The following is a 19,720-nucleotide window of genomic DNA, read 5'->3' as shown; positions in this document are numbered from 1 at the left end:
TTTGTCTTACATCTAAGAATGTCTCTCTAAGGCGGCACCGGCAAACTGTTCTTTGATTTCTGCGCTCCGTTTAGCTGTTTCTTCAATACAGTGAATAATTGCTTCTTCAAAGCGGGAGTCCTGTAAAGCGCGAAGACCTGCCTCTGTAGTGCCCCCAGGACTGGTGATTTCTTTACGCAGCTTTTCCGGCTGTTTGCCGCTTTGAAGGAGCATATCTGTTGCCCCTGCCATTGTCTGCAAAATGAGTGCTTTTGCCGTTTCTTTATCTAATCCTACTTTTTGTGCCGCTTTTTCCATCGCCTCAATATAACGATACACATAGGCCGGGCCGCTGCCTGCGATTGCAGTGACAGCGTCAAGATCTCGCTCCTCAACCAGTGTTGCATCACCGATTGTTTCCAATAGAGCTTTTGCGGCACTAATATCATTCTGGCTTGCTTCAGCGCTTACGGAAAATCCGGTTGCTGATTTTCTGATTGCCGCTGATGTATTCGGCATGACGCGAATGACCGGGAGCTTTCTGCCAAAATAATGCTGAATGGTTTCGATGGTAAGGCCTGCAAGTACTGAAATGACAAGCTGGTCCTTGATATACGGCCGGATGCTGTCGATGCTTTCCGCCGCGTCTTTCGGTTTGAAAGCGAGGATAATGATATCGGTGTGAGTGAAAAACTTATTTTTATCTCTGCATGGACGCACGCCGTACGTTTCCTTTAATTCAATCAGACGCTCGTCATTTGAGCGATTTGTAATATAGATATGTTCTGGTTTTGTGATGCCGCTTTGCAAAATGCCGTTGATCATTGCTTCTGCCATTGACCCGGCGCCGACAAATCCTATCTTTTTCATTGATATCCTCCTTCTATCAGAACAACAAAAAACCTTTTCATCACGTAAAGGACGAAAAGGTTCGCGGTACCACCCTCATTAGCACAAATTGTGCTCAGCTCAAATCCCGTAACGCGGGAAACGTTTAGGTTTTCCTAACCGCGACTTGAGGGCAGGTTCTACAAACAAGCGGGCCGCAACACCTTTCAGCCGGGGGTATCGCTCTCTTAGGCCATTGCCTTGTATACTATTCCTCGTCATAGCGTTCCAATGGTTCTCGTTTTAGTTTGTTGTTCATTATGCAATGGCGGATAAGCTAATGTCAATAGCTTTTTCAAAAAGGTTTGTTCTCATTCAGCAATAATGACACAAGACCGAGAAAAAGCTAAAATATGAATAATGAATGAAGACAAGGAGCGAAAGGATGACAACTGAAGATGTAATTACGATCCGCGTCCCGACGCCGTTTGCTGTCGGCGATGTTATCGTTTACCTCGTAAAAGGTGATGCACTGACACTTATTGATGCAGGGCCGAATACAAAAGAGGCTGCCAGAGCCTTACAAGAGCAGCTTGCCGCTGTAAATGTGAAATTGTCAGATATCGAGCAGGTTGTCCTGACTCACCATCATGCTGACCATGCAGGCTTGCTTGATGTCTTTTCAGATGAAATCGAAGTGATTGGGCATGCGTTCAACGAACCTTATATCAGCCGAAATCAAGCCTTTATGGATTGGCAAAAACGTTTTTTTCAAAAGCTGCTGCCTGAATTAGGCGTTCCATTTGATACGGGGAAGGCGGAAAAGCTGATTCGATCAGCGTACGCATTTTCCTGTACGAGATCTCTGACAAAATCAATCAGAGAAGGTATGGGCATAGATGGGCTTGAGGGCTGGTCTGTGTTGGAGATGCCTGGACATGCTGAATCGCATATCGTTCTGTTCCATGAAAAAAGCGGAAGGATGCTTGGCGGCGATCTACTGCTGGCAAACAGCTCGTCTAATCCGATTTTGGAAGCACCGAAAGCGGGAGACGTCAGGTCAAAGCCTTTAGTGGATTATCAGCGGTCATTGCGAAGGCTGTCTCAACTTGATCCAACAATCGTATTTCCTGGTCACGGCGAGCCTATCACCGGTGTACAAGCGCTGATTGAGAAGCGTTTTGACAAGCAGAGGAACAGGACGGAGGATGTGCGTCGCATGCTGGATGAAAAGCCGATGACCGCTTTTCAGGTCTGTCAGCAGCTTTTTCCTGCTGTATATGAAAAGGAATTGTTTTTAACGATGTCAGAAACGGCAGGTCACCTTGATGTGTTGGAGGCTGAAGAAGCCATCACGTCATATTGGGAAGGAAATACCGCATACTTTAAAACAATGAAGAGGTGAAATGGGTGAAACATATAGCGGGAAAAAGGATTTGGATAACCGGCGCTTCAGGAGGGCTTGGTGAAAGAATCGCATACTTATGCGCGGCTGAAGGAGCCCATGTCCTTCTGTCGGCTAGACGCGAGGATCGTTTGATAGAAATCAAAAGGAAAATAACCGAGGAATGGAGCGGACAGTGTGAGATTTTTCCTCTGGATGTCGGCCGCCTAGAGGATATCGCCCGGGTCCGCGATCAGATCGGCTCGGTTGATGTACTGATTAACAATGCGGGCTTCGGTATATTTGAAACGGTTTTAGACTCTACATTGGATGACATGAAAGCGATGTTTGATGTGAATGTCTTCGGCCTGATCGCCTGTACAAAAGCGGTGCTTCCGCAAATGCTTGAGCAAAAAAAGGGCCATATCATCAATATCGCCTCTCAAGCGGGGAAAATCGCAACACCGAAGTCGAGCCTGTATTCCGCGACCAAACATGCCGTGTTAGGTTACTCAAACGCTTTGCGGATGGAGCTTTCGGGAACCGGCATTTATGTGACAACAGTCAACCCGGGACCGATTCAGACGGACTTTTTTTCCATTGCTGATAAAGGCGGGGACTACGCCAAAAATGTCGGCCGCTGGATGCTTGATCCTGATGACGTGGCAGCTCAAATTACAGCTGCAATTTTTACGAAAAAGCGGGAGATCAATCTTCCGCGTTTAATGAATGCCGGCACTAAGCTGTATCAGCTGTTTCCAGCTCTTGTAGAAAAGCTGGCAGGACGCGCGCTCATGAAAAAATAATGATGGAACTGCCTGTGGTGGAGTGGCTTGTTTCTCACGAGGCAGTTTTTGATAGTGGAAGGGAGAGATTGTTGAATGTCAGTTCATTCAGAAGTCCTTCATGCTCTGCTTAAAGATCCGTTTATTCAGAAACTGATTGATGCAGAGCCTGTATTCTGGGCAAATTCAGGCAAGAAAGAGGGGCCAATACCCCGTGCAGATGAGTGGGCAACCGAGATAGCGGAAGCGGAAAAAAGAATGCGGCGGTTTGCACCTTACATTGCCGAGGTGTTTCCTGAGACGAAAGGCGCTAAAGGAATCATCGAGTCTCCGCTTTTTGAGGTTCAGCATATGAAGGGAAAGCTGGAAGCGGCATATCAGCAGCCATTTCCCGGAAGATGGCTTTTAAAGTGCGACCATGAGCTTCCGATTTCAGGATCGATTAAAGCGAGGGGCGGGATTTATGAAGTGTTAAAGCATGCTGAAAATCTCGCGCTTCAAGAAGGAATGCTTCAGGAAACCGATGATTACCGCATCTTACAGGAAGAGCGGTTTACCGGGTTTTTCTCCCGCTATTCGATTGCTGTCGGTTCGACAGGAAATCTAGGTTTAAGCATCGGCATCATCGGCGCGGCACTCGGCTTTCGCGTGACAGTGCATATGTCCGCCGATGCTAAGCAGTGGAAAAAGGATCTCCTCCGCCAAAAGGGAGTCACTGTTATGGAGTACGAAACAGATTACAGTGAAGCGGTGAACGAAGGGAGACGGCAGGCGGAACAAGATCCATTCTGTTATTTTATTGATGATGAACATTCTCGTCAGCTGTTCTTAGGATATGCTGTTGCTGCAAGCCGATTAAAAACACAGCTTGACTGTATGAATATAAAGCCAAGTCTTGAGACGCCCTTGTTTGTGTATCTGCCGTGCGGAGTCGGCGGAGGACCGGGCGGTGTAGCATTTGGGCTGAAGCTTTTATACGGAGATGATGTTCATGTGTTTTTCGCAGAACCAACTCATTCACCTTGTATGCTGTTAGGGCTTTATTCAGGACTTCACGAGAAGATCTCCGTCCAGGATATCGGCCTGGATAATCAGACGGCTGCTGACGGACTTGCCGTAGGGAGGCCGTCAGGATTTGTCGGCAAGCTGATTGAACCGCTTCTGAGCGGCTGTTATACGGTAGAGGACAATACGCTTTATACTTTGCTTCATATGCTGGCTGTATCTGAAGATAAATATTTAGAGCCCTCTGCTCTTGCCGGCATGTTCGGGCCGGTTCAGCTTTTTTCGACAGAAGAGGGAAGGCGCTATGCTCAGAAATATAAGATGGAACATGCCGTACATGTCGTCTGGGGAACGGGAGGAAGCATGGTTCCAAAAGATGAAATGGCTGCGTATAACCGAATCGGTGCTGATTTGCTAAAAAAACGAAATGAAAAATAAGCAGACAGTGAAAAGGTTTTCCGTTACAATCTTTGTAAGGGTTTTAACCTACAGAGAGTCAGGTGTAAACAGTGAAAAATAAAGAACTTAACCTACATACTTTATATACACAGCACAATCGGGAGTCTTGGTCTGGTTTTGGGGGGCATTTGTCGATTGCTGTATCTGAAGAAGAGGCAAAAGCTGTGGAAGGATTGAATGATTATCTATCTGTTGAAGAAGTGGAGACGATCTATATTCCGCTTGTTCGCTTGCTTCATTTACATGTCAAGTCTGCGGCTGAACGCAATAAGCATGTCAATGTTTTTTTGAAGCACCCACATTCAGCCAAAATTCCGTTTATTATCGGCATTGCCGGCAGTGTCGCAGTCGGAAAAAGCACGACGGCGCGGATCTTGCAGAAGCTGCTTTCGCGTTTGCCTGACCGTCCAAAAGTGAGCCTTATCACGACAGATGGTTTTTTATTTCCTACTGCCGAGCTGAAAAAGAAAAATATGATGTCAAGAAAAGGATTTCCTGAAAGCTATGATGTAAAGGCGCTGCTCGAATTTTTGAATGACTTAAAATCAGGAAAGGACAGCGTAAAGGCCCCGGTGTATTCCCATCTAACCTATGACCGCGAGGAAGGTGTGTTCGAGGTTGTAGAACAGGCGGATATTGTGATTATTGAAGGCATTAATGTTCTTCAGTCGCCCACCTTGGAGGATGACCGGGAAAACCCGCGTATTTTTGTTTCCGATTTCTTTGATTTTTCGATTTATGTGGATGCGGAGGAAAGCCGGATTTTCACTTGGTATTTAGAGCGTTTTCGCCTGCTTCGGGAAACAGCTTTTCAAAATCCTGATTCATATTTTCATAAATTTAAAGACTTGTCCGATCAGGAGGCTGACGAGATGGCAGCCTCGATTTGGGAGAGTGTCAACCGGCCGAATTTATATGAAAATATTTTGCCGACTAAATTCAGGTCAGATCTCATTTTGCGTAAGGGAGACGGGCATAAGGTCGAGGAAGTGCTGGTAAGGAGGGTATGAAATTGTGCATCATATTGAACTGTATGTCTCTGATTTGGAGGCGTCTAGGCGGTTTTGGGGCTGGTTCTTAAAAGAACTTGGTTATAAAGAGTATCAAAAATGGAGCTCAGGCATCAGCTGGAAGAAAGATCGTTTTTACCTAGTGATTGTGCAGGCGAAAGAGTCATTTCTAGAGCCGAAATACCATAGATGCCGAGTCGGTCTGAACCATCTCGCATTTCATGCTGAATCCAAGCTTCAAGTCGATCAGATGACTGAAAAATTGACGGCAAAAGGTTATCGTGTGTTGTACCGAGACAGGCATCCTTTTGCCGGAGGAGACGGGCATTATGCAGTCTTTTGTGAGGATCCAGACCGGATTAAGGTAGAGCTCGTTGCCCCAAGCTGTTAATCGTGATCTTCGGACAGGCTGTTCAGCTTTTTCTCAATGCGATCCAGCTGCGCTTTTCGGTTTTTCGCATACTTGAAGCCTGTAACAGCCGCAAAGACGACAGCGGCAAATATAATAAATACAAACAGCTGAAACATCACATCACCTATATTCATGTTCTTCACCTCATGTTTGCGGGAGAGATTCATTCTCTTCCGTTTTTTATGTAAAGCGGCTTTTCCAGACGGGAACGGTGTTTTGTGGTCTCCATTTTCATTTGCCGATAGGCGAACGCTAAAAATGGCAGGCCGAGCAGGGTAATGCCGCTCAGGACAGAAAAAATATAAATCGGCCGGCCAGCGCCAAACAGGTCTATACATATCCCCCCGACCCAAGGGCCGATGACGTTTCCGAGCTGTGAAAAACCGATTGCCCCGAAATAAGTGCCTTTTAATCCTGGTTTTGCAATCTGGTCTACATACAAATCCATCATAGAGAATAAAAGCACTTCGCCGATTGTAAATGTGATGACAATCATCACAATTGATGGAACACCGTGTGATACGGTGAAAATGGCCATGCTGATGCTAACCATCACATTACCGAGCATCAGAGAACAAAGCGGCGAAAACCGTTTTGCAAAATGGACAATGGGAAATTGCGTCGCCAACACAACGATTGCGTTTAATGTCAGCATCAGCCCATACAGCTTCGTTCCATTGCCGATCAAGGGGTTCTGCGCCATATACTGAGGGAATGTGGAACTGAATTGTGAGTAGCCGAAGGTGCATAGCGTAATGCCGACCAAAGCAATGGTAAAAAGATAATCCTTTTGCGTGACCATAAACGCTTCCCGCACGCTCATATTTCGGGACTGGGCTGGTGCTGATAAGGATGGATGTTTTTTAAATTGGAGGGCAAGCACAATTCCGTATAGTCCGTAAATGACTGCAGGCACCAAAAAGGGCGTAGTCGATTGCGATGAGCCGAAATATAGGCCAAGCACAGGTCCGAAGACAACGCCGATATTAATAGCCGCATAGCGTAAATTAAAAACTAGCAGTCTCGTTTTTTCTTCTGTCATATCAGACAGCAAGGCCTTTGAAGCGGGCTCAAACAGTGATTTGCAAAGACCGTTTAATGCGTTTACTACAAAAAACACCCAGAGATGAGATGCTGCCGCAAAGCCTGCAAATACCAGCATCCATCCGAAAATCGATACAAGCATCATGTTTTTTCTGCCGAATTTATCTGAGATATATCCGCCGTAAAAGCTTGCGAGGATGCCGACTGATGAGCTCGCGGCGATGACCAGCCCTGCATAGGAAGCTGATGCGCCTTGGACGGCTGTCAAATAAATCGCTAAAAAAGGAATGCTCATCGATGTTGCCATTCTGCCGAAAATGGTTCCGATTATAATTGTCCAGCTGATCGGGTGGATATCTTTCCATTTCTTCATGAATTATATTCTCTCCTGTATGTATGATCTTTCTCTATCATATATGAAAAAATTTCCTTCTCCAATAGATCGTTCAAAATATTTCGTTATTGACATGTAGTATGCCTGATTGTATGGATGGCAATATACTATGCGTTGAGGATGCGTGTGGCTGACGGAGTTTACATTTTGAAATTGAAGGTGATGACAGAAGGAAAATGACGGGATGTCCGATGAAAAGCAAAGCGATTGGTCAGTGAGAGTGTGTTAGTTTAAGCCGCCAGGACGTGGATCATATCGGCAGTGAAACCGGCTATGAGATCAAGATGTAAGCTGAAAACCGGCATGGGCCCCATGACAGAACAAGAGAGCACATCTCTTCGAAAAAGTGTATACGCGTGATCATGGACAGCTTATTCCGTTTTGCGCGAGCACTGAGGGGAATTTTATGCCAGGCCATATGAATCTATGGAGCGTGAGAAAATCCTGCTTTTTTCTGTGAGCCTGAAACTGTTTATTTGTTTCGGGCGGTGTTTTCAAAGGGAAGCCGCATCAGCGGCTGAACGAACTGACAGTCATGCGTTTAAGAGAACAGGCCTTGGTTTGTGACATAGTCATAAATGATATCTTCTATATGCGCATGCAGATCCTCATCCGGTTCTTCATTCCGTCTCTCTTGTAGAGCCGCTTTCAGGCTTTGTTTTTCATACGGGCTTAACGGATCTATAGCAACGTTTCTGCCGTATTGACGCAATGCCTGTCCCAGCATTTTTTCGACAAATTTCTCCATCATGACTCTCCTATCCTTATGCTTCGCTTTTATTCTACTAAATGTTTTTCTTCTCTCAAACCCTTGGATCATATTTTCTGTCAGACAAGAATCATTTACCAGTATAAAACGAACATACTTTCGCATATAATGAAAAACGAACATAAGTTCTTTTTAGAGGTGTGTATGATGAAAGAAAAAGTGATTTTTCTCGTTGACATGCAATCGTTTTATGCATCTGTAGAGAAAGCGGAAAATCCACATTTGAAAAATAAGCCTGTCATTGTTTCGGGTGACCCTGAAAAAAGGGGCGGAGTGGTATTGGCTGCCTGCCCGCTGGCGAAACAAAAAGGTGTGGTGAATGCTTCACGGCTGTGGGAGGCGCAGGAAAAGTGTCCTGAGGCTGTTGTGCTCCGGCCGCGTATGCAACGGTATATTGATGTATCACTGCAAATTACGGCCATTCTCGAGGAGTATACAGACCTTGTGGAGCCTTATTCTATCGATGAACAGTTCATGGACATTACAGGCAGCCAGAAGCTGTTTGGGACGCCGATGGAGATCGCGAAAAGCATTCAGGGCAGAATCATGCGGGAGATCGGCGTTTATGCGCGGGTCGGAATCGGCCCTAACAAAGCGCTGGCCAAAATTGCGTGTGACAATTTTGCCAAAAAGAATAAGAACGGTATTTTTACCTTAACGAAAGAAAATATGAAAACCGAAATGTGGACGCTCCCGGTGGGCAGCATGTTTGGCGTCGGGAGCCGCATGAAGCATCATTTAAATCGAATGGGCATCAGCACGATCGGCGGGCTCGCGGCTTTTCCGCTCGATCTTTTAAAAAAGAAATGGGGCATTAACGGCCACGTGCTGTGGATGACGGCAAACGGAATCGACTATTCCCCTGTGTCAACTTCGTCTCTGGACGGGCAAAAGGCGATAGGCCATGGAATGACTCTCCCGAGAGACTACGAACACTTTGACAAAGAAATCAAGGTCGTATTGCTTGAGCTGAGTGAAGAAGTGTGCAGGCGAAGCCGAAACGCCGGGGTCATGGGGCAGACGGTGTCAGTGAGCTGCCGGGGTGCTGATTTTGATTGGCCGACGGGCTTCAACCGGCAAGTGAAGCTGGCAGAGCCGACTAATTCTACGCAGGATGTATATGAGGCTGTACGCCGGCTGTTTCTTACATTTTGGGACGGGAAACCTGTCCGCCGTCTCGGTGTCAATCTGTCTCAGCTCTCATCTGATGACATATGGCAGCTCAATTTATTTCAGGATTATGCAAAGAAAATGAGCCTAGGCTATGTGATGGATGGCATTAAAAATCGATTCGGCGATACAGCAATCATCAGGGCGGCGTCACTGACAGCGGCAGGCCAGGCATTTGAACGTGCGGCTAAAATAGGGGGGCATTATAAATGAACGACCATTTAAAAAGGGGCAACCTGCTGTGGGAAGGGAGCAGGATGTTTCTGCCGGAACATAAGCAAAACCTGCTGGAGAGAAAGCGGCTTAAACAAAAGCTGCAGAAGCCGATCCTTGATCCCGATAAGCTGGAAGAGATGAATCAAACGCTTTGCGCCGCGATGGAGTTCGCTCAGGATATCACTGTGAGCTGCTTTCAGGACGGTGAAATTGTCCGCTGCACCGGGAAAATCTGCCGGTATGAAGAGTTTGAAAAAGCAGTATGGATAAAAGGAGACGAGGATCAGCTTTATAAGCTGAAACTTGATCAAGTGCTTGATATTGTGCTGTAAAGTCTCTCCTCCTGTTTGGGGGAGAAATAGGCGTAAAATGATCAAACATTGTTCCCTCGGCAGTCTGGAAACGTATGATACAGGAAAGAAGGCATTTACAATTCCAGCCAAGCAAAATATAATTTTTATATTGTGAGAAAAAGAGCTGACATTCGTTTTGCCAGACGGAGGGAGATCAAATCGTAATGGATATTCGAACAATCACGTCTTCAGATTATGAAATGGTAACGTCTGTACTGAATGAATGGTGGGGCGGCAGACAGCTGAAAGAAAAATTGCCGAGACTATTTTTTGAGCATTTTCAGGACACAAGCTTTATTACATCCGAACATAACAGCATGACGGGATTTTTAATCGGATTTCAATCGCAATCCGATCCTGAAACGGCGTACATTCATTTTTCCGGTGTGCATCCGGATTTCAGAAAAATGCAAATTGGGAAACAATTGTATGATGTATTTATCGAAACAGTAAAACAAAGGGGCTGCACCCGGGTAAAGTGCGTCACTTCACCTGTGAATAAGGTATCAATCGCATATCACACAAAATTGGGGTTTGATATTGAAAAGGGCACCAAAACGGTAAATGGCATCTCAGTGTTTGCAAACTATGATGGCCCGGGCCAAGACAGGGTACTGTTTGTCAAAAACATATGAGGGGGAAATATGATGGATTTTTTATCAAAAACACCTGAGCCTCCTTACTATGCAGTCATTTTTTCTTCTGTCAAAAGCGAAAATGACACAGGATATGGAGAAACAGCGGAGCGGATGGTATCGCTTGCGGCGGATCAGCCTGGATTTTTAGGCGTGGAAAGCGTACGTGAAGCGGATGGAAGGGGCATCACAGTTTCCTATTGGGACAGTATGGACGCAATTAACCATTGGAAGCATCACACTGAACATCAAGCGGCAAAAGAAAAAGGAAAAAGCCTTTGGTACGAGTCGTATGCAGTCCGCGTCGCAAAAGTCGACAGACAGCGGCTGTTTCAGGAGGAACACGAATGATTGAATTTCTCCAGCATAAGGAAGACACTATAGCGCGTGAGATTTTAGCCGTACAGATCCCCGCCTACATAAAGGAAACAGAGATTATCGGTTTTGACGGTATTCCCGCTTTACAAGAGAAGGTGAAGGATATTCAAGCATCCCATGAGCGGTTTGCGGGATATCGGAAAAACGGCAAGCTGATCGGTGTCATTTCATATGAGAAAAACATGCATTATCTCACCATTTGCAGGCTTGTTGTGCATCCTGACGGTTTCAGAAAAGGAATTGGACGAGCGCTTCTGCAATTTGTCATTGATCATAATAAAGACGCTGAGAAAATCGAAGTAGTCACAGCCGAGAACAATACCCCGGCTGTGTCACTCTATACACAGGCCGGATTCCAAAAGGCAGAAACCGTCAAAGCAGCGCAGGGTCTATTGCTGTCGGTCTTTCATTTGTATCCGAAAAGAAAAGTTGAGATCATTCTCTACAACGAAAAATGGGCAGAATGTTTCGATGAAGAAAAAGAACGGCTGAAACTTGTGTTCGGGCCGGAGATTATCGCTATTCATCACATCGGAAGCACATCAATACCTAACATGGCAGCGAAGCCAATCATTGATATGTTAATTGAAGTCAGAAGCATTGAAGCCGTGAGCCAATTTGATGAACAAATGAAGGCCAACGGCTATACACCAAAAGGTGAGAACGGTATAGCGGGCAGGCGTTATTTCCAAAAGGGCGGAAATAAACGCACTCATCATGTCCATATGTACGAACAGGGAAACCCTGCTATTGAAAGGCATCTGTTATTCAGAGATTATCTCAGAGCTCATCCAAACATAGCGAAAGAATACGCCGTTCTCAAAAAACAGCTGGCGGCCCAGCACCCTGACAGCATCAATCAGTATATACAAGGGAAAGATGAGTGGATCAAGACTGCAGAAGAAAATGCGAAGCGGTGGAAAAAAGGCAGAAACAATGCGAATGGCAGTGTTGTATGCTACAATAGCGAAAATGATGAAAACGGGGGTTTCACCTTATGAACATACATGTGACAGATGCAGCAAAACAGGCACTGCAGCAGGCGTTTGACGCCAACCCGGGAAAAAAAGCCCAGCTTCGTTACGATGCAGAAGGATGCGGCTGCGCGGTAAGCGGTGTCCCGACAATCTGGCTGGCAGAAGAATTAACGGGACAGTGCGAGCAGCTGGAAACGAACGGCATTCCGCTGTATATCCAATCGTCGCAAAAAGTGTTTTTTGACGATCAAATGACGATCGATTACAATGAAAAAGCCAAAACATTGGCGCTGAAAAGCCCGGCTGAAATGCTCAGCCCCAGAATGAGCATATTAGTAAAGTAGGAGACGCGAAACGTGGAACAAAAGCTGAAGGCAATGAAGAACACAGCACAAAATAAAACGTGGGTATCCTTCCTGAATCAAAACCATCCTTATACCTTGCTTCACTGGTCAATCGGAGGAGCAGAGTCCATCAAGAAAGATGTCTGGCTATTGCAGGATGAAATGACCTTCGAGACGCAGGAGTTTACAACGATAGATCTTGCGATTGAATGGATCAGAGAAAATATGGATGGCATTACCGACGTTCTGTAACATAAAAAAGCGAAAGAGCCGAAGAGGCCTTTCGCTTTTTTATTCTGTTGAATCATTCATGTTGTCTAAAAACTCCTGCACTGTTTTTCGGTACGTATCCCGATTTTTGGTATATGACATGGCGTGTTCACCGTTCTCGGCAATGTACAGCGCTTTTGGACCGCGTTTCTTTTCATAAAGCCGCTCGGTTGAAGAAACAGGAATGTAGTCATCATCCTTACTGTGAATAAAGAGGACCGGCTTTTCAATTTTATCAATGACAGCAAGCGGAGATACTTCGCGTGCGCGATAGCCGCCCCTCAGCTTCAAAAAGAAGTCGGTGATAGGGAGCAGGGGCCAAGACGGGAGCCTGTATTCCGCTCTCAGCCGGTAGGCAAGCTGTTCATCAAAACAAGCGAACGGACAATCGGCAATATAAAAATCAGCGCCATCGCAGCAGTGTGCACCAGCATAAAGCAGGGCGGTCACAGCCCCCATCGACTCACCATGAATTCCGATCAATCCGCGATGATTTGTTTTGTTTTTGAGCCAGCTGACAACCTTATTGAGATCATCCTTTTCGTAAAACCCGTAGCTGGTCGTCTTTCCGCCGCTTTGGCCATGCCGGCGGTGGTCATAAATGAGCACATTCCAGCCGAGATCAAGAAATAAATGCATATACTTAAGAGAATTCAGCACATTCATGGTTACCCCGTGGCAGATGATGATGGTATTTGGTGTGTCATGCGGTGCGACATGGTATCCTTTTATGTCGTACCCGTAAGCGGAGGGTATCACAAAAGCGGTTTTCTCCATTTGCTCAAATGATTCAAACACATCATGTCCGTTGTCTGTCTCTCTTTTGATAATGTCTTCATCCGTTTTTTTCTTGATGAATAGAATCATATTTGAAAAAACAATTCCGATTGCGATGACAGCTGTTACGAGAGCGCCAATGGCCAAAAGGATTTTCTTCAAAAGTCACAGCACCTTTCAACTAAATATAGGTAATTCGTGTTTAAAATCATTATACCTAAACACCGCTCCGCTGAGAAAGTGATCAGAAGAGAGTCTGCTTGTTCAGTGTATATGCTCCGTGATAAACTGTCTTCAAAACAAAACATGGGGGAAGTCTGAATGAAAAAACAAAAATCCGCTGACAAACACCAGCTAAAAGACGGCCTTCAATCCGATATCAAAGCAAAGCTTATGGAGATGAAGAGCCAATTGAAGGAAGAGGATGAAAAGAGGCAGGAAAGAGAAAAAGCAGAACAGATCAGAAAGAAAAAAGAGATCGAAAAAAATAAGAGCTTTGAAGAACTCCTAAATGAAAGCCAAATGGATTGGCATCAATATAAATAAACCAGCACCCGTACAGGTGCTGGTTTTTCTGCTATGAGCGATGAGCTTTGTAAATGTCTTGTTTCGTATGAGATTGGAGCGCTTTGATTTCCTCTTCGGTTAAACGCCGTGCATTTGCTGCCTGAATATTTTCCCGTAACTGCTCAATCTTACTGGCGCCTGTAATCACTGAAGCGACACCCGGCTGTGCTAGCAGATACTGCAGCGACTTTTCTGTCATGGAAAGATCGGGAGCCACTTCCTCCATTGCCTTGCGGGCATTTGTCAGTTCCTCGAATGAATAGGACAAGTACCCGTTTTGTTTCATACTGTCTGAAGCTTGATCAAGCGGTTTTTCAGTTAAGAGCCCTTTGGCAACAGGACCTCTGGCGACTACGCTGATTTGATGTTCCTCTAAAAGCGGGAGCCATTCCTCAGGGCGTCTGTCAAACAGGCTGAATTGCATCATAATGCTGACGATGTTTGATTTTTTTACATATTCTTTAATCACATTCGGGCGGATGGAAGAAATGCCGTAGTAGCGGATGACACCTTCTTGTTTTAATTCCTCAAACGCTTCGATCGTTTCATCAATGTTGTCCTCTATCGTGCCGCCGTGAAGCTGATAAAGGTCGATATAATCTGTTTTCAGCCGTGTAAGGCTCTTTTTTACAGCCTCTTTTATGTAAGCTTTTGAAGGGTCCCAATACCAGCCCTCGCTTCCGTCATCCCAACGGTTTCCCGCTTTTGTTGCCAGTATAATATCCTGGCGTCTGTTTTGGATCGCATCACCGACAATTTCTTCGTTGCGTCCCCGGTCATACAAATCCGCTGTATCCAAATAGTTGATGCCAAGCTCGATCGCTTCATCCAGAATGGACAATGCTTTGTTTTTTTCAGTTCCAAGAGACATACAGCCGAGTCCGACTTCACTAATGTCTAAATCAGATGTACCCAATTTGCGCTTTTTCATGTGCACACTCCTTTTTTAGGCTTTGTATTGACCGTAATATAAAGGAGCTAAAGTTTCAACTTTTATGGCTTTGAGATCCAATCTTTCACATATTGAAATGTGCGTCCATACTCTTTTAACTTCGCCCGAATTTCCCATGCTTTTCCGACTAAGACAACACCTTTTGGCATGCGGTGCACTTTCACGAAGAAGCCCCCTTTTGCTCTAGTATGATAAAATGTATGGGGCATCATATAGAGACAGAACGGGAGATGAAGAAATGAAATCATTAGAAGAAAAAACAATTGCCAAAGAACAGATCTTTTCGGGTAAAGTCATTGATCTTTATGTCGAGGATGTAGAGCTGCCAAACGGCAAAGCCAGTAAACGTGAAATTGTGAAACACCCTGGAGCTGTAGCGGTACTAGCCGTCACAGATGAAGGGAAAATCATCATGGTCAAACAATTCCGTAAGCCGCTTGAGCGGACGATCGTTGAAATTCCGGCCGGTAAGCTTGAAAAAGGTGAGGAGCCGGAGTATACGGCACTTCGGGAACTTGAAGAGGAAACCGGTTATACAGCAAAAAAACTGACAAAAATAACTGCGTTTTATACATCACCCGGATTTGCAGATGAAATCGTTCACGTTTTTCTTGCTGAGGAGCTTTCTGTGCTTGAAGAAAAACGGGAGCTTGATGAGGACGAGTTTGTTGAAGTGATGGAGGTGACGCTTGAAGATGCGCTAAAGCTGGTTGAATCGCGTGAAGTATACGATGCTAAAACAGCCTACGCCATTCAGTATCTTCAGCTGAAAGAAGCGCTCCAAGCACAAAAATGAAAAAGATTTACGCGGATTTACATATTCATATCGGCCGGACCTTTACAGGAAGGGCTGTCAAAATAACAGGTGCCAAAACATTAACGCTGGACAGAATATTGGTTGAAGCCAGTGAACATAAAGGAATTGAACTCCTCGGCATTATCGACTGTCATTCTCCGGAAGTCATTCTAGAGCTTGAGGAAGGCATTTCATCTGGAAAATATCGCGAGCTTGACGGGGGAGGAATTCGTTATCGCAGCACGACTCTTTTATTGGGGAGCGAGCTGGAGATTTATGATGAAGCCTGCAGCGGACCGATCCATGTGCTCGTATTTATGCCGACGCTGGCTGATATGAAACAGTTTTCAAACTGGCTGTCAGCCCGGCTGAAAAATATTCATTTAAGCTCGCAGCGGATTTATGAAACGGGCTTAAACCTGCAAAAAAAAGTGCAGGATATGGGCGGCTTGTTTATCCCCGCCCATATCTTTACGCCGCATAAAAGCTTATATGGAAAAGGGGTTAAATCAAGCTTAACTGAGGTTTTTGATCCATCTATGATAGACGCGGTGGAGCTTGGATTAAGCTGTGATACAGACATGGCATCACAGGTATCTGAATTGAATCCGTATCCTTTTTTAACAAATTCTGATGCGCATTCGTTGGGGAAAATCGGCAGAGAATATAATGAACTATATGTGCAGTCAGCTGATTTTACTGAATTTGCTCTTGCATTAAAGGGACAAGATGACAGGAAAATTATCGCAAATTATGGCTTGGACCCGTTATTGGGGAAATATTATCAGACGGCTTGCGAAGCGTGCGGAGAGCCTGCTGTAAGCGGGGAAACAGCATGCGCGAATTGCGGAAAAGCCAGATTTACCAAGGGAGTCAGCGATAGATTGCGTGAATTGAGTGATCAGCTTGAAGTTCGCGTCCCGCGTCCGCGATATGTACATCAGATCCCGCTGCAATTTGTTCCGGGTGTAGGCCCGAAAACGCTGGACAAACTAAAAAAAGCCTTCGGAACAGAAATGGCTGTTCTTCATGAGGCTGCAGAAGAAGATTTGGCTCGCGTTGTCCCGCCGAAAACCGCGGCGCTTATCGTAAAAGCGAGATCCGGAAAACTGGAATTGAAAGCCGGAGGAGGAGGAACCTACGGTAAAATTAAACCGTGAGTTAAAGATTAACTCAGTTCCTCCTGTACTTTTCTTTTTGTGCGTATAAAGGTAATCAGCTGGATGATTTCATCTTCACTCAGCGGCTGGCCATCAACAGAAATGGTAAAGTCAAGGCTGCTCCACGTGGCCAATTCTATGGCCTGAGGAGCAGTCTGCTTTTGTTTCTCGCGGCCTAAAAGTTCATCGCAGGTTGTGTCAAAGAGGTCAGCCAGCATGGCAAGCGCTTCAAGTGAAGGCCGTCGGTAGCCTGACTCGTAGCCGGCATATGTGCTTTTTGCGATACCGAGAAGGTCAGCTGTATATTGAAGCGACCAATTTTTCTTTTTTCTCAATTCAGTTAAACGATCTAGATTCATGAACTTCCGCTCCTTTTTCACCTTGAGCTGATTATATCATATAGGTATTAGGAAGTGTACGCGAATTGAATAATAATGTCTTGCGTATTTTATTTTCCGTGTCTATAATTGCATTAAAAGTATGCGAAAAGCGAATACCTTCTCGCAACCCATCTTTAGATACAGTGAAGAGGTGCATGGTATGAAAAAATTATTGATGTTGACAACTGGGGGAACGATTGCTTCAGTTGAAGGGGAAAATGGGCTGGCTCCCGGAGTCAAGGCTGATGAATTATTAAGTTACGTATCAAAACTTGATAACGATTACACAATGGAAACTCAGTCGCTTATGAATATAGACAGCACCAATATGCAGCCTGAATACTGGGTGGAAATAGCGGAAGCCGTTAAGGAAAATTATGATGCCTATGACGGGTTTGTTATTACTCACGGTACAGATACAATGGCCTATACATCTGCCGCACTATCGTATATGCTGCAGCATGCCAAAAAGCCGATTGTCATCACCGGCTCGCAGATTCCGATCACGTTCCAAAAAACCGATGCCAAAAAAAATATTACAGATGCCATTCGATTTGCCTGTGAAGGCGTGGGCGGCGTTTATGTTGTGTTTGACGGCAGAGTCATTCAGGGAACGCGTGCGATCAAATTAAGAACGAAAAGCTACGACGCATTTGAAAGCATCAATTACCCATATATCGCTTTTATCAATGAAGACGGGATCGAATACAACAAACAAGTAACGGAACCTGAGAACGACACCTTCACAGTTGACACTTCACTATGTACAGATGTATGTCTGCTGAAGCTGCATCCAGGCTTAAAGCCCGAAATGTTTGATGCCCTGAAAAGCATGTACAAAGGAATTGTCATTGAGAGTTATGGCAGCGGAGGGGTGCCGTTTGAAGGCAGAGACATTTTGTCAAAAGTGAATGAGCTGATCGAAAGCGGCATTGTCGTGGTCATTACGACTCAATGTCTTGAAGAAGGCGAAGACATGAGCATTTACGAAGTTGGCCGCAGAGTCAACCAAGACTTAATTATCCGATCAAGAAATATGAACACAGAAGCAATTGTGCCAAAATTGATGTGGGCACTAGGTCAGTCTTCGGATCTTCCTGTCGTCAAGAGAATTATGGAAACGCCGATAGCTGATGACGTTGTCCTGTAAAATGTAAAAACGATAACCAGCAAAGAGAAAGAAGGTTAAAGATTATGTTAAACGGCCAAAAAGAATATCGCGTAGAAAAAGACTTCCTTGGGGAAAAACAAATTGAAGCAGATGTTTATTACGGAATTCAGACGCTCCGTGCTTCTGAAAATTTCCCGATCACAGGATACAAAATCCATGAGGAAATGATTAACGCACTGGCGATTGTGAAAAAAGCTGCGGCTCTTGCCAACATGGACGTGAAACGGCTGTATGAAGGAATTGGCCAAGCTATCGTACAAGCCGCTGACGAGATTCTCGAAGGCAAGTGGCACAATCAGTTTATCGTCGATCCGATTCAGGGCGGTGCCGGAACTTCTATGAACATGAACGCGAATGAGGTTATCGGAAACCGGGCGCTTGAAATCATGGGACATAAAAAGGGAGATTATATCCATTTAAGTCCAAACACACATGTGAACATGTCACAGTCTACGAACGATGTGTTTCCGACTGCTATTCATATTTCCACATTGAAGCTCTTAGAAAAACTGCTGAAAACAATGGAAGATATGCATAGCGTGTTTAAGCAAAAAGCACAGGAGTTTGACTCTGTTATTAAAATGGGCCGGACACACCTTCAAGATGCGGTTCCGATCCGTCTTGGCCAGGAATTCGAAGCTTACAGCCGTGTTCTCGAGCGTGATATCAAACGAATCAAGCAATCGCGCCAGCACCTATATGAAGTCAACATGGGCGCAACTGCTGTTGGTACAGGGCTGAACGCTGATCCTGAATATATCAAACAGGTAGTAAAGCACCTTGCTGATATTAGCGGGCTTCCTCTTGTCGGCGCTGATCATCTTGTTGATGCGACACAAAATACAGATGCCTATACAGAGGTATCAGCTTCATTAAAAGTCTGCATGATGAACATGTCTAAGATCGCAAACGACCTGCGCTTAATGGCGTCGGGACCGCGCGCCGGACTTGCGGAAATTTCTCTGCCTGCACGTCAGCCGGGTTCATCTATTATGCCGGGGAAAGTCAATCCGGTTATGGCGGAGCTGATCAACCAAATTGCGTTCCAGGTTATCGGAAACGACAATACAATCTGCCTTGCTTCAGAAGCCGGCCAGCTTGAGTTGAACGTCATGGAGCCCGTGCTTGTCTTTAATTTGCTTCAATCCATCAGCATCATGAACAACGGCTTCCGTTCGTTCACTGATCATTGCTTAAAAGGCATCGAAGCCAACGAAAAGCGGTTGAAGCAATATGTAGAAAAAAGCGCTGGAGTGATTACTGCTGTCAATCCGCATCTTGGATATGAAGCGGCTGCCAGAATTGCCAGGGAAGCGATTATGACAGGCCAATCAGTCCGTGACCTTTGCCTGCAGCATGATGTGCTGACAGAAGAAGAATTGGATATTATTTTAAACCCATATGAGATGACCAAACCAGGTATCGCAGGGAAAGAACTATTAGAAAAATAAAATTTGTACAAAATACAGCTTATTCATCTCCGAATAGTCGGATGAATAAGCTGT

General features: G+C 45.2%; 24 protein-coding genes and 1 pseudogene. 17 read left to right on the top strand and 8 right to left on the bottom strand.

The features are described from left to right. Window positions 1-12: 12 nt before the first annotated feature. Window positions 13-849 (bottom strand): pyrroline-5-carboxylate reductase, encoded by an 837-nt coding sequence (gene proC, locus ACFVP7_RS13435; RefSeq protein WP_116316562.1) that lies wholly within the window; start codon window positions 847-849, stop codon window positions 13-15. A gap of 403 nt (window positions 850-1,252) precedes the next feature. Here proC and ACFVP7_RS13430 point away from each other — a divergent pair, with 403 nt between their 5' ends. The 5 genes from ACFVP7_RS13430 to ACFVP7_RS13410 all read left to right on the top strand — a co-directional run bounded on the left by ACFVP7_RS13430 (window position 1,253) and on the right by ACFVP7_RS13410 (window position 5,841). Continuing rightward, the gene (locus ACFVP7_RS13430; RefSeq protein ID WP_375059936.1) at window positions 1,253-2,212 is read left to right on the top strand and encodes an MBL fold metallo-hydrolase; all 960 of its coding nucleotides are present in this window, start codon (window positions 1,253-1,255) and stop codon (window positions 2,210-2,212) included. Window positions 2,213-2,217: 5 nt separating this feature from the next. After that, complete coding sequence (locus ACFVP7_RS13425) at window positions 2,218-2,997, top strand: SDR family oxidoreductase (protein ID WP_015483409.1); 780 nt, start codon at window positions 2,218-2,220, stop codon at window positions 2,995-2,997. Window positions 2,998-3,072: 75 nt separating this feature from the next. Further along, the gene (gene dsdA, locus ACFVP7_RS13420; protein ID WP_375059937.1) at window positions 3,073-4,419 is read left to right on the top strand and encodes a D-serine ammonia-lyase; all 1,347 of its coding nucleotides are present in this window, start codon (window positions 3,073-3,075) and stop codon (window positions 4,417-4,419) included. 71 nt (window positions 4,420-4,490) lie between these two features. Beyond that, the gene (gene coaA, locus ACFVP7_RS13415) at window positions 4,491-5,450 is read left to right on the top strand and encodes a type I pantothenate kinase (protein WP_003245966.1); all 960 of its coding nucleotides are present in this window, start codon (window positions 4,491-4,493) and stop codon (window positions 5,448-5,450) included. A 4-nt stretch (window positions 5,451-5,454) separates the two neighbouring features. Beyond that, window positions 5,455-5,841 carry a VOC family protein gene (locus ACFVP7_RS13410; RefSeq protein WP_003230391.1) on the top strand — a complete coding sequence of 129 codons (387 nt, stop codon included), beginning with the start codon at window positions 5,455-5,457 and terminating at the stop codon, window positions 5,839-5,841. Here the strand turns inward: ACFVP7_RS13410 and ACFVP7_RS13405 are convergent. The 3 genes from ACFVP7_RS13405 to ACFVP7_RS13395 all read right to left on the bottom strand — a co-directional run bounded on the left by ACFVP7_RS13405 (window position 5,838) and on the right by ACFVP7_RS13395 (window position 8,048). Further along, entirely contained in the window at window positions 5,838-5,996 is a 159-nt protein-coding gene (locus ACFVP7_RS13405; RefSeq protein ID WP_004398585.1) for a hypothetical protein, read from the bottom strand. The genes ACFVP7_RS13410 and ACFVP7_RS13405 overlap by 4 nt on opposite strands. A gap of 29 nt (window positions 5,997-6,025) precedes the next feature. Further along, window positions 6,026-7,279: an MFS transporter gene (locus tag ACFVP7_RS13400; RefSeq protein WP_122894919.1), complete on the bottom strand. Its 1,254-nt coding sequence runs from the start codon at window positions 7,277-7,279 to the stop codon at window positions 6,026-6,028. A gap of 562 nt (window positions 7,280-7,841) precedes the next feature. Beyond that, on the bottom strand, window positions 7,842-8,048 hold the full coding sequence (locus tag ACFVP7_RS13395) for a YqzH family protein (protein ID WP_004398642.1): 207 nt from the start codon (window positions 8,046-8,048) through the stop codon (window positions 7,842-7,844). Between the two features lie 165 nt (window positions 8,049-8,213). Between ACFVP7_RS13395 and ACFVP7_RS13390 the strand changes: the two genes are divergently transcribed. The 7 genes and pseudogenes from ACFVP7_RS13390 (at window position 8,214) to ACFVP7_RS13360 (ending at window position 12,394) form a co-directional block, all read left to right on the top strand. Continuing rightward, entirely contained in the window at window positions 8,214-9,452 is a 1,239-nt protein-coding gene (locus ACFVP7_RS13390; protein ID WP_080019516.1) for a DNA polymerase IV, read from the top strand. Next, window positions 9,449-9,787: a YolD-like family protein gene (locus ACFVP7_RS13385; protein WP_375059938.1), complete on the top strand. Its 339-nt coding sequence runs from the start codon at window positions 9,449-9,451 to the stop codon at window positions 9,785-9,787. The genes ACFVP7_RS13390 and ACFVP7_RS13385 overlap by 4 nt, the downstream gene beginning before the upstream one ends. Window positions 9,788-9,972: 185 nt before the next feature. Beyond that, window positions 9,973-10,443: a GNAT family N-acetyltransferase gene (locus ACFVP7_RS13380; protein ID WP_004398668.1), complete on the top strand. Its 471-nt coding sequence runs from the start codon at window positions 9,973-9,975 to the stop codon at window positions 10,441-10,443. A 9-nt stretch (window positions 10,444-10,452) separates the two neighbouring features. Then, window positions 10,453-10,798: pseudogene (locus ACFVP7_RS13375) on the top strand (antibiotic biosynthesis monooxygenase family protein). Further along, window positions 10,791-11,822: a bifunctional GNAT family N-acetyltransferase/GrpB family protein gene (locus ACFVP7_RS13370; protein ID WP_326248290.1), complete on the top strand. Its 1,032-nt coding sequence runs from the start codon at window positions 10,791-10,793 to the stop codon at window positions 11,820-11,822. The pseudogene ACFVP7_RS13375 and the gene ACFVP7_RS13370 overlap by 8 nt, the downstream one beginning before the upstream one ends. Next, window positions 11,819-12,142 (top strand): iron-sulfur cluster biosynthesis family protein, encoded by a 324-nt coding sequence (locus ACFVP7_RS13365; protein ID WP_003226552.1) that lies wholly within the window; start codon window positions 11,819-11,821, stop codon window positions 12,140-12,142. The genes ACFVP7_RS13370 and ACFVP7_RS13365 overlap by 4 nt, the downstream gene beginning before the upstream one ends. Before the next feature lie 12 nt (window positions 12,143-12,154). After that, window positions 12,155-12,394: a YqkC family protein gene (locus ACFVP7_RS13360; RefSeq protein WP_003230411.1), complete on the top strand. Its 240-nt coding sequence runs from the start codon at window positions 12,155-12,157 to the stop codon at window positions 12,392-12,394. Window positions 12,395-12,433: 39 nt separating this feature from the next. On the opposite strand, the gene ACFVP7_RS13355 is transcribed toward ACFVP7_RS13360, so the two are convergent. After that, window positions 12,434-13,351, bottom strand: coding sequence for an alpha/beta hydrolase (locus ACFVP7_RS13355; protein ID WP_375059939.1), 918 nt, complete (start codon window positions 13,349-13,351; stop codon window positions 12,434-12,436). A 159-nt stretch (window positions 13,352-13,510) separates the two neighbouring features. Here ACFVP7_RS13355 and ACFVP7_RS13350 point away from each other — a divergent pair, with 159 nt between their 5' ends. Next, window positions 13,511-13,735 (top strand): YqkE family protein, encoded by a 225-nt coding sequence (locus ACFVP7_RS13350; RefSeq protein WP_003230416.1) that lies wholly within the window; start codon window positions 13,511-13,513, stop codon window positions 13,733-13,735. A gap of 31 nt (window positions 13,736-13,766) precedes the next feature. Here the strand turns inward: ACFVP7_RS13350 and ACFVP7_RS13345 are convergent, their stop codons facing one another. Next, window positions 13,767-14,687, bottom strand: a complete 921-nt coding sequence (locus tag ACFVP7_RS13345; protein ID WP_375059940.1) for an aldo/keto reductase — start codon at window positions 14,685-14,687, stop codon at window positions 13,767-13,769. Between the two features lie 62 nt (window positions 14,688-14,749). After that, the gene (gene mciZ, locus ACFVP7_RS13340) at window positions 14,750-14,872 is read right to left on the bottom strand and encodes a Z-ring formation inhibitor MciZ (protein ID WP_003230420.1); all 123 of its coding nucleotides are present in this window, start codon (window positions 14,870-14,872) and stop codon (window positions 14,750-14,752) included. Between the two features lie 74 nt (window positions 14,873-14,946). Here mciZ and nudF point away from each other — a divergent pair, with 74 nt between their 5' ends. Together nudF and ACFVP7_RS13330 are read left to right on the top strand one after the other, a co-directional pair. After that, the gene (gene nudF, locus ACFVP7_RS13335; protein ID WP_004398600.1) at window positions 14,947-15,504 is read left to right on the top strand and encodes an ADP-ribose pyrophosphatase; all 558 of its coding nucleotides are present in this window, start codon (window positions 14,947-14,949) and stop codon (window positions 15,502-15,504) included. Further along, complete coding sequence (locus ACFVP7_RS13330; protein ID WP_396582270.1) at window positions 15,501-16,664, top strand: TIGR00375 family protein; 1,164 nt, start codon at window positions 15,501-15,503, stop codon at window positions 16,662-16,664. Before nudF ends, ACFVP7_RS13330 begins: the two co-directional genes overlap by 4 nt. Window positions 16,665-16,672: 8 nt before the next feature. Here ACFVP7_RS13330 and ansR read toward each other — a convergent pair whose 3' ends face one another. Continuing rightward, window positions 16,673-17,023 (bottom strand): HTH-type transcriptional regulator AnsR, encoded by a 351-nt coding sequence (ansR, locus tag ACFVP7_RS13325; RefSeq protein WP_004399024.1) that lies wholly within the window; start codon window positions 17,021-17,023, stop codon window positions 16,673-16,675. Window positions 17,024-17,204: 181 nt separating this feature from the next. On the opposite strand from ansR, the gene ansA reads away from it, so the two are divergent. Continuing rightward, entirely contained in the window at window positions 17,205-18,194 is a 990-nt protein-coding gene (gene ansA / locus ACFVP7_RS13320; RefSeq protein WP_004399032.1) for an asparaginase, read from the top strand. A 44-nt stretch (window positions 18,195-18,238) separates the two neighbouring features. Next, window positions 18,239-19,666 (top strand): aspartate ammonia-lyase, encoded by a 1,428-nt coding sequence (gene aspA, locus ACFVP7_RS13315; RefSeq protein ID WP_396582268.1) that lies wholly within the window; start codon window positions 18,239-18,241, stop codon window positions 19,664-19,666. Window positions 19,667-19,720 lie beyond the last annotated feature (54 nt).

The organism is Bacillus sp. SG20033 (assembly GCF_044570195.1).
GTDB lineage: Bacteria > Bacillota > Bacilli > Bacillales > Bacillaceae > Bacillus > Bacillus subtilis.
Note: the sequence above shows the minus strand (reverse complement) of the source record. Positions and strands in the feature narration are given on the sequence as shown.

Bases quoted from the DNA above. Each gene is read 5' to 3' on its own strand.
- proC (WP_116316562.1), bottom strand. From the start codon at position 849: ATGAAAAAGATAGGATTTGTCGGCGCCGGGTCAATGGCAGAAGCAATG.
- ACFVP7_RS13430 (WP_375059936.1), top strand. From the start codon at position 1,253: ATGACAACTGAAGATGTAATTACGATCCGCGTCCCGACGCCGTTTGCT.
- dsdA (WP_375059937.1), top strand. From the start codon at position 3,073: ATGTCAGTTCATTCAGAAGTCCTTCATGCTCTGCTTAAAGATCCGTTT.
- ACFVP7_RS13405 (WP_004398585.1), bottom strand. From the start codon at position 5,996: ATGAATATAGGTGATGTGATGTTTCAGCTGTTTGTATTTATTATATTT.
- ACFVP7_RS13400 (WP_122894919.1), bottom strand. From the start codon at position 7,279: ATGAAGAAATGGAAAGATATCCACCCGATCAGCTGGACAATTATAATC.
- ACFVP7_RS13395 (WP_004398642.1), bottom strand. From the start codon at position 8,048: ATGGAGAAATTTGTCGAAAAAATGCTGGGACAGGCATTGCGTCAATAC.
- ACFVP7_RS13390 (WP_080019516.1), top strand. From the start codon at position 8,214: ATGATGAAAGAAAAAGTGATTTTTCTCGTTGACATGCAATCGTTTTAT.
- ACFVP7_RS13385 (WP_375059938.1), top strand. From the start codon at position 9,449: ATGAACGACCATTTAAAAAGGGGCAACCTGCTGTGGGAAGGGAGCAGG.
- ACFVP7_RS13380 (WP_004398668.1), top strand. From the start codon at position 9,973: ATGGATATTCGAACAATCACGTCTTCAGATTATGAAATGGTAACGTCT.
- ACFVP7_RS13370 (WP_326248290.1), top strand. From the start codon at position 10,791: ATGATTGAATTTCTCCAGCATAAGGAAGACACTATAGCGCGTGAGATT.
- ACFVP7_RS13365 (WP_003226552.1), top strand. From the start codon at position 11,819: ATGAACATACATGTGACAGATGCAGCAAAACAGGCACTGCAGCAGGCG.
- ACFVP7_RS13350 (WP_003230416.1), top strand. From the start codon at position 13,511: ATGAAAAAACAAAAATCCGCTGACAAACACCAGCTAAAAGACGGCCTT.
- ACFVP7_RS13345 (WP_375059940.1), bottom strand. From the start codon at position 14,687: ATGAAAAAGCGCAAATTGGGTACATCTGATTTAGACATTAGTGAAGTC.
- nudF (WP_004398600.1), top strand. From the start codon at position 14,947: ATGAAATCATTAGAAGAAAAAACAATTGCCAAAGAACAGATCTTTTCG.
- ACFVP7_RS13330 (WP_396582270.1), top strand. From the start codon at position 15,501: ATGAAAAAGATTTACGCGGATTTACATATTCATATCGGCCGGACCTTT.
- ansR (WP_004399024.1), bottom strand. From the start codon at position 17,023: ATGAATCTAGATCGTTTAACTGAATTGAGAAAAAAGAAAAATTGGTCG.
- ansA (WP_004399032.1), top strand. From the start codon at position 17,205: ATGAAAAAATTATTGATGTTGACAACTGGGGGAACGATTGCTTCAGTT.
- aspA (WP_396582268.1), top strand. From the start codon at position 18,239: ATGTTAAACGGCCAAAAAGAATATCGCGTAGAAAAAGACTTCCTTGGG.